Source organism: Arthrobacter sp. SD76, assembly GCF_049726125.1.
GTDB lineage: Bacteria > Actinomycetota > Actinomycetes > Actinomycetales > Micrococcaceae > Arthrobacter > Arthrobacter nitrophenolicus.
Map to the genome: position 1 here is coordinate 2,822,168 of NZ_JBNBLR010000001.1, position 11,669 is coordinate 2,833,836.

An 11,669-nucleotide genomic window follows, 5' to 3' on the forward strand; every position below is an offset into this window, starting at 1 on the left:
GAAACGGAACCGGTCTTGTACGAGATTGAAAATGTCCTCCGGGACTACGCCTGGGGTTCGACGACGGCGATTGCGGCCCTCCTGGGCCGGCCCGAGTCCGGCAGCCCCGAAGCGGAACTCTGGATCGGGGCCCACCCTGACTCGCCGTCCATGGCCCGCGTGCCTGAAGACGGCACATCCACCCCGCTGGACGCGCTGATCGTCCGGGATCCGGATCACTTCCTGGGCGCGGACTCCGTGGCCCGGTTCGGCCCCCGGCTGCCCTTCCTCGCAAAGATCCTCGCCGCCGCCCAGCCGCTGTCGCTGCAGGTCCACCCCAGCCTGGAACAGGCCAAGGCCGGCTTTGCCCGGGAGAACGCCGACGGCGTGGCCCCCGATGCGCCCCACCGCAACTACCGCGATGACAACCACAAGCCGGAAATGATCTTCGCGCTGACGCCGTTTGAGGCACTGTGCGGGTTCCGCCCGGCAGCCGGTACCCGGATGATCCTGCAACACGTGGCGTCCGCCTTTGAGACAGTGGAGGGGCACGTGCCGGCACTCGTGCCTGCGCTGCTGGCGGACCTGGACGACGCCGATGAGGGGGCGGGCCTGCGGAAGGCGTTCGAACGCCTCATCACCGGGGGCCAGGCCGTCTCCGACGCCACTGCCCAGGTGGTGGCCGCGCTCCTCGCCGGCGACGGCTCCCTCTCCCCCTACGAGGCCGAGCTGGGAACGGTCATCAGCCTCAACGAAAAGTATCCGGGCGACCCCGGCGTGCTGATTTCGCTGCTTCTCAACAGGATTTCCCTGCAGCCGGGCCAGGCCGTCTACCTGCCCGCCGGCAACGTCCACGCCTACCTCCACGGGCTGGGCGTGGAGGTCATGGCGTCATCGGACAACGTGCTGCGCGGCGGGCTGACGCCCAAGTTCGTCGACGTACCCGAACTCCTGCGCACCATCGACTTCCACCCGGTGGCCGTGCCGATGCTCGACGCCCAAAAGACTGTCCTTGACCAGGAGCTCTACCGCCCGCCTTTCGCGGAATTCCAGCTTCAGCGCATTGAACTGCAGCCCGGCGCCGCCCCCGTCCCGCTGGCCCAGTCAGGGGCCGCCGTGGTGATCGTGGTTGCGGGCGAGGTGTACCTTGATTCGCCGAAGGGGGACCTGCAGCTCGAGCGTGGCGGCAGCGCATTCCTGGCTGCCGCCGAAGCGCCGGTGAACGTCCACCCGGTGGCAGGCAGCACGGAGCCTGCCCTGGCGTTTGCGGTGACTACGGGCCTTTAGCGGCGGAGCAGGGCACGGGCGCGGCCGGCTGCGGTTTTCGCCAGCCGGCGCGCCGCCTGGATGCCCTTCCGCGCCAGGGGCATGGCTTGGGCGTAGGCCGGGTAGAACGGCGAGAGCGGCTTTCCCACGTTCCCAGGAGCATGTTTTCGTGCTTGCCGAACTGCTTCTTGAAGTCAGAGATGCCGTCGTTGAGGAGCCCGTTGAAGTCGTACCGTGAGCACCCGTCCCCGCGCATGGCCTGCAGTGCGGCCCACTTGACGCCATAGTTCACGCGCTTCTTCTGTCCCTCTGCGGATACGCCGCCGTAAAGCTCGAACGCAGTGGCCCCGCTGCGTGCCAGCCAGACGAACGCCAGCAGCTGCTCGCCGTCGAACGCGCCGATGATGGGTGACCCCTCGCCCAGGTTGCGGAAGATATCCCGGTAGTACTGGTCCTCGTGGATACCGAAGCCGGCCCGCTCAGCCGTCTCGTGGTAGATGCCCAGCACCTGCTCAAGCTCGGACTCGTTCTTGACCTTCCGGAACTCCACGTCGCTGCGCATGGCCTTGCGGATATTCGCGCGGGTGGTCTTGGACATGTCCGCCATCAACTCGTCATCAGACTTGCCGAGGTCCAGGATGAGGGTCCGCGGGATCAGCACGGTGTTGGTGGTCCCTCGGAAACCTGCGCCCTCGACGGCGGCGGCATACGGGGAATCCAGGTCCAGTCGGGTTCGATGCTCAGGGCTACGCCACGGTGGCGGGAGGCAGCGTGCCCGGCCAGGCTGCGCAGCACGGCCGGGGTGTCTTCCACGGAGCACATCGGGCCGCGGGGGATGTACACCAGGGCACGGAAGAGGAACCGGGAGGCGCCGGACCAGCAACTGGGCGCAGCCGATGACGGAGCCGTCGGCTTCCAGGAGCACCCGGTCAACGGACCAGCCGTGCATCGCCTTGGTCTCGCCCCAGCCCCAGAGCTGTTGCGGATGTCCCTGGAACCGGTCGACATGGTCATCCCAAAGGGCGCGGTCAGTACAGGGAACAACAGCTGGAATCATGGCTTAAACCCTATACCAAGGCTTTAACGCCGGAGTCCCGGAGCACGTTGCTCCGGGACTCCGGCGGTCCAGCCTGGCGGGTCAGCTCTTGCGGGCGTAGCCTTCCCACTTGTCTGCGCGGTGCTCACCGTCCACGAAACGGATGGTTCCGGACTTGGAGCGCATCACGATGGACTGGGTGAGGACCTTGTCCTTGGAGTAGCGGACGCCCTTGAGGAGGTCACCGTCGGTGATGCCCGTCGCGGCGAAGTAGCAGTTGTCGCTGGAGACGAGGTCGTTGGTGGAGAGGACGCGTTCCAGGTCGTGGCCGGCGTCGATCGCCTTCTGCTTCTCTTCGTCGCTGGTGGGCCACAGCCGGCCCTGGATGACGCCGCCGAGGGACTTGATGGCACAGGCGGCCACAATGCCTTCGGGGGTACCGCCGATGCCCATCAGGGCGTCCACGCCGGTGCCGGAGCGGGCCGCGGCGATGGCGCCTGCGACGTCACCGTCCATGATGAACTTTGTGCGCGCGCCGGCCTCGCGGATTTCTTCCACCAGCGGACGGTGCCGGTCGCGGTCAAGGATCATGACGTTGAGCTGGTTGACTTTTACGCCCTTGGCCTTGGCAATCAGGTGCAGGTTCTGCTTCACCGGCAGGCGCAGGTCCACCATGTCAGCGGCTTCCGGGCCGGTGACGAGCTTCTCCATGTAGAAGACGGCGGAGGGGTCGAACATGGAGCCGCGTTCGGCGACGGCCAGCACGGCGAGGGCGTTGTTGATGCCGAGTGCGGTCAGGCGGGTTCCATCGATGGGGTCGACGGCGACATCCACCTCGGGGCCGGTGCCGTCACCAACGCGCTCACCGTTGAACAGCATTGGCGCTTCGTCCTTCTCGCCTTCGCCGATCACCACGACGCCGTTGAAGTGGACGGTCTGCAGGAAGGAGCGCATGGCATCCACGGCCGCGCCGTCCGCCGTGTTCTTGTCACCGAAGCCCACCCAGTGGCCGCCGGCGATCGCTGCCGCCTCGGTGACGCGGACAAGCTCGAGGGCAAGGTTGCGGTCCGGTTCGTCATTGCCCACCGCCAGGGACGGTGAGATCGTGGAGTACTTCTGGGTCATGGACGCTGGTGACACGTGAACCTCTTCTTCGAGTGGCGATCATTGAACCCGCCCGCCGGAACAGGTGGACGGTGATTCCTCTACTTCCGATCATAGTCGCGGTGCCGCCCGCCGGGCGGCGGATGACGTGGCAGCGCAATGTGCCCTGGAGGGGCGTCCGGCGGCGGGATCCGGCACGAATGGAAGTTGCCCGCCGGCATGGGCGACTATAGAGGGGTGAATGACATGCAGGAGAAGACCAGTCCCAGCCCCGAGCCAGCGGACCCGGCAGGCGGACCGGAGGCAGCCGGTCCGGGCGGCGAAGCTCCGGTGAAGCCTGTCATTCCGGCTGCCGCCGCCAAACGGGCGAACGCTTCAGCGATCGGCATGATCATCGCACTGGTGGTCAGCATCGCAGCCTTCCTGCCGATCATCCTCATGAATCCGCTGCCCAAGACCGAAGGCTACCGCCCCGACATCGACGTGGCCGCTGTCTCCCGCAACGCCACGGATGTGGCAGGATTCACACCGGCTGCCCCGGAGACCGGTGGCACTTTCCGCCCGAACTACGCACGCTGGGAAGCAGGGACGGGCAGCGGGGTCCCCACCTGGGAGGTGGGGTGCCTGACCCCCAAGGACTCATTCATCTCCCTGGTCCAGACCAGCAAAGCCAATCCCACCTGGCTGCTCCAGCAGACGCGCAACGCACCGGTGACGGGTTCCCGGAACGCGGGAGGCCAGGAATGGGAGATCCGGGACACCGGCAAGGGCGAGAAATCCCCGTCCTGGACTACCGCGGAACAACCGTCATCCTGTCCGGCGCCGCCCAGCTGGACGAGTTCGCCACCTTGGCGGACGCCGTCGTGAAGTCCATGGAAAGCAGCCCCGCCGTCACAGTTTCACCCTCGGGCGCACCTGCACCGTAACGTAGTCGCGTGGCTACATACCTGACTCCTGCACTTGCCTGGCGCCGTCTGCGCGAAGGAAACGAACGCTTTGTCAGCGGCGAGACGTCCCATCCCAACCAGGACGCGTCGCGCCGCTCCTCCCTCGTGGAGAACCAGCACCCGTTTGCGGTGATCTTTGGTTGCTCCGATTCCCGCCTCGCGGCCGAGATCATCTTCGACGTCGGACTCGGTGACGTCTTCGTGGTGCGGACGGCCGGCCAGGTGATCGATGATGCCGTCCTGGGTTCCCTCGAATACAGCGTGGGGGTGCTGGGAGTGCCGCTGATCGTGGTCCTCGGCCATGACAGCTGCGGCGCCGTCAGCGCCACCAAGTCAGCCGTGGAGACCGGCCAGATGCCTGCCGGCTTCATCCGTGACCTCGTCGAGCGCATCACGCCTTCCGTACTGACTTCGCTGCGCAACGACGAAACCGAGGTCAACGACATGGTGGTGGAGCACGTCAAGCAGACCTCGCAGCGGCTGGCGGACAGCTCGCGTGTGATTTCGGACGCAATTGAACAGGGCCGGACGGCTGTCATCGGCCTTTCGTACAGCCTGGCAGAGGGCCGTGCGAACCTTGTTTCGGGAATCGGCGAGCTCTAGAAGGCATCTGTACGGGGCCCGGCAAGGGCCCCGTAGCATGCTGTTCACGGTTTTCGATGGGGTGGCTGGTCGCCATAAGCTAGCCCCATGACTTCCACTGAAGAGTTCCGCATTGAACATGACACGATGGGCGAAGTCCGCGTCCCCGTGAACGCACTGTACCGCGCGCAGACGCAGCGGGCAGTGGAGAACTTCCCGATTTCCGGCAAGACCCTGGAACGCACGCACATTGAGGCGCTCGCCCGGGTGAAGAAGGCTGCTGCCCAGGCCAACGCTGAACTGGGTGTGCTCGACGGCGAGCTGGCCAAGGCGATCGCGGACGCGGCTGACGAGGTTGCTGCCGGCAAGTACGACGGCGACTTCCCCATCGACGTTTTCCAGACCGGCTCCGGCACCTCCTCGAACATGAACACGAACGAGGTCCTCGCCGAGCTGGCCACCCGCGCCCTGAAGGCCGCAGGCAGCGACAAGGTTGTCCACCCGAACGACCACGTCAATGCTTCCCAGTCCTCCAACGACGTGTTCCCCACCTCCGTGCACGTTGCGGCCACCTCCGCGCTGATCAATGACCTGATCCCCGCCCTGGGCTACCTGGCGGAGTCGCTGGAACGCAAGGCTGTTGAGTTCAAGGACGTGGTGAAGTCCGGCCGCACGCACCTGATGGACGCCACGCCCGTGACCCTGGGCCAGGAGTTCGGCGGCTACGCGGCACAGGTCCGCTACGGCATCGAGCGCATTAACGCCTCCCTCCCCCGCGTTGCCGAGGTTCCGCTGGGCGGCACCGCCGTGGGCACCGGCATCAACACCCCCGCAGGGTTCCCGGAGCGCGTCATCGAACTGCTCGCCACCGACACCGGGCTGCCCCTTACGGAGGCCCGCGACCATTTCGAGGCACAGGCAAACCGCGACGGCCTGATCGAGGCGTCCAGCCAGCTGCGCAACATCGCCATCTCGTTCATGAAGATCAACAACGACCTGCGCTGGATGGGCTCCGGCCCCAACACGGGCCTCGGCGAGATTGCCATCCCGGACCTGCAGCCCGGCTCCTCGATCATGCCCGGCAAGGTCAACCCGGTCATCTGCGAGGCGTCCATCATGGTGGCCGCACAGGTTATCGGCAACGACACCGCCATCGCCTGGTCCGGTACCAACGGCGCCTTCGAGCTGAACGTCGGCATCCCGGTCATGGCTGCCAACCTGCTGGAGTCGATCCGCCTGCTGGCCAACACCAGCCGCGTCATGGCGGACAAGATGATTGACGGCATCACGGCCAACGTGGAGCGCGCCCGCTTCCTGGCCGAGGCCTCCCCGTCCATCGTCACCCCGCTGAACAAGTACATCGGTTACGAGAACGCCGCCAAGATCGCCAAGACCGCTGTCGCGGAGGGCCTGACCATCCGCCAGGCAACCGAGAAGCTGGGCTTCGTCGGGGACGGTGAAGGCAAGGTCTCCGAGGCCGACCTGGACAAAGCACTTGACGTCACCACCATGACGGCGCCCGCCCACAAGGCGTAGGGCCGCACCGCCCCTGGACGCCCGACGGCGGCCGGTCACCTTTCGAAACGGAAGGTGACCGGCCGCCGTCGGGCTTTAAGGCCCGTAAACGGCCCGACCGCGCATGAAGTTGCACTCATTGCCTTAAAGTGCAAAACTTTACTTCGTGAATGATAGTGCAACTTCCGGATCCGGGCTGCGGCAGCGGAAACGTGCGGCCACCCGAGGTGCCATCACGGCAACGGCCAGGGCCCTCACTGCCGAACGCGGCCTGAACGGCTACACGGTGGAGGAAGTCTGCGAGGCGGCAGGCATCTCGCGCCGCACCTTTTTCAACTACTTCCCCACGAAGGAAGACGCCATCATCGGCCACGCGGACGATGACGTTCCGGCCGACATCATCGACGAGTTCGTTGCCGGCGGATCAGACTCGCCCTCCGGTGAGATCTCACCCACCCTGTTCCGCGACCTGGTCCGGCTCTCCCTGCAGCTGTCCGAACACATGTCGGCGTCCGAAGAGGAAACCCGGCAACTGATCGCCGTGGTCAAGAAAGAACCGCAGCTCATCCTGCGCATCATGGGCGTCACCGAACAGCGCGAAGCGCAGTTTGCCGGGACGTCGCCCGGCGCGAGGGCGTCCCGGCGGACCACCCTGTGGTGCAAATGGCCGTGGTGCTGCTGGGCACGATTGCCCGCAAAAGCAGCATGGCCTACTTCTCGGACGGCAACACCCGCCCCTACCAGGAGCTGCTGATGGAGAACATCTCCGCAGCCAGCCTGCTCTTCTCCCAGCCATTCAACACCTTGGAAACCACAGCCGCAGAAGGACACCAATGAGTACAACCACCAAGCCGCCGGCCGGTCCGCTGCTGCTGACCCAGAAGCGCATCTGGATCATCTTCTCGGCCCTGATCGCCGGCATGCTGCTCTCCAGCCTCGACCAGACCATCGTGTCCACGGCCATGCCCACCATCGTGGGCAAACTGGGCGGGGTGGAACACCAGGCCTGGATCACCACGGCCTACCTGCTGGCCACCACCATCGTGATGCCGATCTACGGCAAGTTCGGCGACATCCTGGGCCGGCGCAACCTGTTCCTGGTCGCAATCGCCCTGTTCACGCTGGCTTCGGTTGGCTGCGCCCTGGCCACCGATTTCTGGGGCTTCGTGGTCTTCCGGGCAATCCAGGGCCTGGGTGGCGGCGGCCTGATGATCCTGTCCCAGGCCATCATTGCCGACATTGTCCCCGCGAAAGACCGCGGCAAGTACATGGGCCCGCTGGGCGCCATCTTCGGTCTCTCGGCAGTGGCAGGCCCCCTCCTTGGCGGCTTCTTTGTTGACCACCTGACCTGGGAATGGGCCTTCTACATCAATATCCCCATCGGCATCGCAGCCTTCGCCATCGCCTGGTTCACACTCACGCTGCCGAACAAGAAGGCAGAGAAGCGGATCGATATCCTGGGCGTCGCCCTGTTGTCCGCCGCCACCACGTGCCTCATATTCTTCACCGACTTCGGCGGCAAGAAGGACGAGGGCTGGGATTCACCCCTCACCTGGGCCTTCGGAGCCGGCCTGCTGGTGTCCGCCGCCGCGTTTGTCCTGGTGGAGCGCCGTGCGGAAGACCCCATCATCCCGCTCAGCCTGTTCCGCAACCGTATCTTCATCAACGCCACCGCCATCGGCTTCACCCTGGGCCTGGGCATGTTCTCGGCCATCGCGTTTGTCCCCACGTTCCTGCAGATGTCCTCCGGCACTTCCGCCGCCGAGTCCGGGCTCCTCATGCTCCCCATGATGGCCGGCCTGATGGGAACCTCCATCTACTCGGGCATCCGGATTTCCAAAACGGGCAAGTACAAGATGTTCCCCATCCTGGGTGCCGCGCTCACGATGGCCGCCATGCTGTGGATGACCACGCTGGCCGCGAGCACCCCCATCTGGGTGATCTGCGTGCAGCTGTTCGTGTTCGGCGCGGGGCTGGGCCTCATCATGCAGGTTACCGTGCTCGTGGTCCAGAATTCCGTCCCCGCGGACCAGATCGGTACCGCGACCAGCACCAACAACTATTTCCGCGAAGTGGGGGCCGCCATGGGTGTGGCGGTGTTCGGGGCCATCTTCACCAACAGGCTGTCCGAGTCCCTGACCAACGCGTTCACCGGGGCGGGAGCCTCGGCGGACCAGGCGGCCCAGTCCACCAGCACGCTGGATCCGCAAGCGCTCAGCCAGCTCCCGCAGCAGCTGCGCGACGCCATCGTCAATGCCTACGCGGACTCGCTGGCACCGGTGTTCTGGTACCTGCTCCCGTTCATCGCCGCCGCCCTGCTGCTGGCCATCACGCTAAAGCAGATCCCCCTCTCCGACACCGCGGGGATGGTGGCCCGCGGCGAGGCCGTGGGCGGCGAGGAGGCGGAACTGCTCGCGGCCGGCCTGGCCGGCAGCCCGGCCATCGGTTCATCCACTTCCGCGGTCCCGGACCCGGCAGAAGTCCGGCTGGCTGTCAAGGACGACGACGGCGAGCTGGTCTCCCAGGGCCGCTGACCGCCGTCGTCCGCGCCACAGCCGCGCCCGGGCAGGGACGCGGCAATCGACAGGCAGGGACGCCGCAATCTTGGGGGTTGCGGCGTCCCTGTCGTGTGAGGCGGCGGCTCAAGGTTCGAAGTGGGCGGCTTCCGCCGGCGCCAGGGCGTGCCGGATACTCGAAAGGTGGCCCGGCATGAGCTCGGGAAGCTCGTCCAGGGCGAACCATCCCACGGCCAGGGACTCGTCATCGTTAACCCTCGCCGTCCCGCTGACGTACCGGCACCTGAAAACCACGTCGAGGAACTCGCACACATCCCCGTTCGGATAGGTGAAGGGGCCCACCGCTCCCACGGACACCACCCGCTCGGCTTCCGCCACGACTGCCGTTTCCTCGAAAATCTCACGCACCAGGCCCCGTGCCGGCTGCTCCCCCGGCTCAAGGATTCCGCTGACCAGCGCCCACTGCCGGTTGTCCGTCCGCTGCGCGAGCAGGACGCGTCCTGCGTCGTCGAAGACCACTCCGCGGACCCCCGGAATCCACAGGGGGTCGTTGCCGATCTTATTCCGCAGGCTCAGGATGTACTCAGGCGCAGGCATACGGCCAGCCTACCCGTGGCGCCGTCAGGCGGGCAGGAGCATGGCGGCGGCGGTCCCGGCCAGCATGAAGGGACCAAACGGGATGGAGGACTTCAGCGTCCCACGCCGGGCTGCCAGGAGCGCGACAGACCAGAGACCGCCGAGCAGGAACGCCAGGAAAGTCCCGGCAAACAGATGCCCCCAGCCAAGGTAGCCAAGGTACATTCCCAGCACGCCTGCCAGCTTCACGTCGCCGAACCCCATGCCGGGCGGGTAGGCAAAGCGGAGCACAAAGTAGAAAAGCCACAGCACGGCCGCACCAGCCACGACGCGGAGCGCCGGCACGGCAAACAAGGCAGCACTAAGGTTGCCGCCCGCCGGGGCGGCGGCACCGGCAATGGCGGCGCCCAGCAGCAGGATGCCGGCCACGGCGTAGGACGGGAAGACGATCCGGTTGGGCAGCAGGTGGTGCCGGACATCAATTACCGTCAGCCGGACAGCCATCACCGCGAAGTACAGGCACGCCGCGAGCACCAGCCAAAAAGCAGCCGGCATGTGCTGCCACAGATCCCCCAGTCGACCAATCACCCCTCGGATGCTACTGGAATTCCCGTCGCCGCCGTACCGTGCCCGCGTAAACTGTGGATATGGCGACATGGGATTCCCGGCACCGGCCGGATCCGGACCGCGGCGCATCGTCCGCAGACCCAATCGCCACGTTCCGCAACCTGTGCCGGTCCTCGCCCTGGAAGTGGCAGTCGCTGCGCTTTGAGTACTGGGACGAACCCTTCACCGAGGCACCGTCTCCCACGGCTCCCCTGGTGCGGGCATGGCTGCGCCGGCCCGGCGCCCTCCGCCTGGAAAGCCCGGACGGACTGGTCCTCCACAGCACCACCGGAATCAACGATTCCCGCGACGGGCTCTACGTCAGCTCCACCCGGAAATCATGGCTGCTGCCGCCGCAGCTGGTCACACCCGTCTACGACGGCTCCGGCCTGGTCAAACGCCGGCCCGAAGCCGCCTACGGGGAACCCGGTTTCGGAAACGGCCGCTTCTCCGCTGCCTTGGATCCGGTTGAACTTGCCGGCAACTCTCCCGTTCCCCTCGAGTTTCCAGGCAGCAACGCCTTGCTGGTGGAGGAGCACCGTGCTGTTGACCATGAAGGCAGACCAGCTCTGGAGGCAGTGGTAATCCCCACTCCCGCCTACCATCCGGCGGATCCTGCTGCACCACTCTGCCTTGCCGGGCGCAACCGTATCCGGGTGGACGTGGGAACCGGCGTGTGCGTTGCCAGCCAATCCCTGGAACCCGCCACCAGCGAGTACGGCCAGTGGCTGCGGATCCTCGCCGTGGACGAATACATGCTCGATGACCTGTTCCTGGCCGAATCCATGAACCTCACGGATGTGCGGCGGCATATCAGCTGGGACATCCCCGCCTGATGTGACAAAGCCTGGCAGAACCCATCCGCTAGGCTTCGCTGATGACTACACTGGGTTCCGTTTGGCCACTCTTCGACCTCAGGCTGACCACGCCTCGGCTGGAACTGCGCCCGATCCGGGACGAGGACATTCCGGCCGCCGTCGACGCGGCACGCAGCGGCATCCATGAGCCCGGGAAGAGCCCGTTCAGCACTCCGTGGACCGAGGTTCCCGGGGAGGAGCTGGGCACCAACATGGCCCGCTGGTACTGGCGCTGCCGGGCTGAGTGCAGCCCCGAGTCCTGGACGCTTCTCCTGGGCATTTGGCACGAGGGCAAGTTCATCGGCTGCCAGGACGTCGGTGCCAAAGAGTTCGCCCTGCTTAAGACCGTATCCACCGGATCCTGGCTGAAGCAGTCCGTGCAGGGCCGGGGCCTTGGCAAGGAGATGCGCGCCGCCGTCGTCCTGTGGGCCTTTGACTGGCTGGGTGCCGAAGTCGCCGAATCCGAGGCCGCCGCCTGGAACGAAGCCTCCCTCGGAGTCTCCCGCTCCCTCGGCTACGAACTCAACGGAACCACCCGCAAGGCCTGGGGCCCGCAGATCGAAACTGTCCAGCACGTCCGCCTCACCCCAAACACCTTCAAGCGCCCCGACTGGCAGTTACAGGTCGAGGGCCACGAAGCAGCAGCCAAGTTCCTGAAGGTGACTGACCACGAGGCGGGTTACGG

10 protein-coding genes and 2 pseudogenes are annotated in these 11,669 nt (G+C 66.1%); 8 read left to right on the forward strand and 4 right to left on the reverse strand.

Translation table 11 applies throughout. The features are described from left to right. Positions 1-15 precede the first annotated feature (15 nt). Complete coding sequence (gene manA / locus ACPEE0_RS13655; protein WP_009356234.1) at positions 16-1,266, forward strand: mannose-6-phosphate isomerase, class I; 1,251 nt, start codon at positions 16-18, stop codon at positions 1,264-1,266. Here the strand turns inward: manA and ACPEE0_RS13660 are convergent. Both ACPEE0_RS13660 and glpX read right to left on the reverse strand, forming a co-directional pair. Beyond that, a complete protein-coding gene (locus ACPEE0_RS13660; protein WP_424574648.1) occupies positions 1,253-2,302 on the reverse strand; it encodes a lipid II:glycine glycyltransferase FemX in 1,050 nt (349 codons plus the stop codon). The two genes, manA and ACPEE0_RS13660, sit on opposite strands and share 14 nt — an antisense overlap. Before the next feature lie 81 nt (positions 2,303-2,383). Beyond that, complete coding sequence (glpX, locus tag ACPEE0_RS13665; protein WP_200859118.1) at positions 2,384-3,406, reverse strand: class II fructose-bisphosphatase; 1,023 nt, start codon at positions 3,404-3,406, stop codon at positions 2,384-2,386. Between the two features lie 225 nt (positions 3,407-3,631). Here glpX and ACPEE0_RS13670 point away from each other — a divergent pair. From ACPEE0_RS13670 to ACPEE0_RS13690, 5 genes and pseudogenes are all read left to right on the forward strand, one after another. After that, positions 3,632-4,311, forward strand: a pseudogene (locus tag ACPEE0_RS13670) (DUF4245 domain-containing protein). A 9-nt stretch (positions 4,312-4,320) separates the two neighbouring features. Then, the gene (locus tag ACPEE0_RS13675) at positions 4,321-4,935 is read left to right on the forward strand and encodes a carbonic anhydrase (RefSeq protein WP_009356230.1); all 615 of its coding nucleotides are present in this window, start codon (positions 4,321-4,323) and stop codon (positions 4,933-4,935) included. Between the two features lie 87 nt (positions 4,936-5,022). Then, positions 5,023-6,450: a class II fumarate hydratase gene (locus ACPEE0_RS13680; RefSeq protein ID WP_354175451.1), complete on the forward strand. Its 1,428-nt coding sequence runs from the start codon at positions 5,023-5,025 to the stop codon at positions 6,448-6,450. Between the two features lie 145 nt (positions 6,451-6,595). Further along, a complete protein-coding gene (locus ACPEE0_RS13685) occupies positions 6,596-7,183 on the forward strand; it encodes a TetR/AcrR family transcriptional regulator (protein WP_424574649.1) in 588 nt (195 codons plus the stop codon). A gap of 79 nt (positions 7,184-7,262) precedes the next feature. Then, on the forward strand, positions 7,263-8,963 hold the full coding sequence (locus tag ACPEE0_RS13690; RefSeq protein ID WP_009356228.1) for an MDR family MFS transporter: 1,701 nt from the start codon (positions 7,263-7,265) through the stop codon (positions 8,961-8,963). A gap of 108 nt (positions 8,964-9,071) precedes the next feature. Here ACPEE0_RS13690 and ACPEE0_RS13695 read toward each other — a convergent pair whose 3' ends face one another. Together ACPEE0_RS13695 and ACPEE0_RS13700 are read right to left on the reverse strand one after the other, a co-directional pair. Next, a complete protein-coding gene (locus tag ACPEE0_RS13695; RefSeq protein ID WP_009356227.1) occupies positions 9,072-9,542 on the reverse strand; it encodes an NUDIX hydrolase in 471 nt (156 codons plus the stop codon). 24 nt (positions 9,543-9,566) lie between these two features. Beyond that, complete coding sequence (locus ACPEE0_RS13700) at positions 9,567-10,109, reverse strand: prepilin peptidase (RefSeq protein WP_035751564.1); 543 nt, start codon at positions 10,107-10,109, stop codon at positions 9,567-9,569. Between the two features lie 59 nt (positions 10,110-10,168). Between ACPEE0_RS13700 and ACPEE0_RS13705 the strand changes: the two genes are divergently transcribed. Both ACPEE0_RS13705 and ACPEE0_RS13710 read left to right on the forward strand, forming a co-directional pair. Next, positions 10,169-10,963, forward strand: coding sequence for a hypothetical protein (locus ACPEE0_RS13705; protein WP_009356225.1), 795 nt, complete (start codon positions 10,169-10,171; stop codon positions 10,961-10,963). Between the two features lie 41 nt (positions 10,964-11,004). Further along, positions 11,005-11,646 (forward strand): annotated as a pseudogene (locus ACPEE0_RS13710) (GNAT family N-acetyltransferase); the annotation flags it as partial. Positions 11,647-11,669: the final 23 nt, after the last annotated feature.

Coding starts and splice junctions, on each gene's coding strand:
- ACPEE0_RS13660 (WP_424574648.1), bottom strand. CDS start 2,302: ATGATTCCAGCTGTTGTTCCCTGTACTGACCGCGCCCTTTGGGATGAC.
- glpX (WP_200859118.1), bottom strand. CDS start 3,406: ATGACCCAGAAGTACTCCACGATCTCACCGTCCCTGGCGGTGGGCAAT.
- ACPEE0_RS13680 (WP_354175451.1), top strand. CDS start 5,023: ATGACTTCCACTGAAGAGTTCCGCATTGAACATGACACGATGGGCGAA.
- ACPEE0_RS13690 (WP_009356228.1), top strand. CDS start 7,263: ATGAGTACAACCACCAAGCCGCCGGCCGGTCCGCTGCTGCTGACCCAG.
- ACPEE0_RS13695 (WP_009356227.1), bottom strand. CDS start 9,542: ATGCCTGCGCCTGAGTACATCCTGAGCCTGCGGAATAAGATCGGCAAC.
- ACPEE0_RS13705 (WP_009356225.1), top strand. CDS start 10,169: ATGGCGACATGGGATTCCCGGCACCGGCCGGATCCGGACCGCGGCGCA.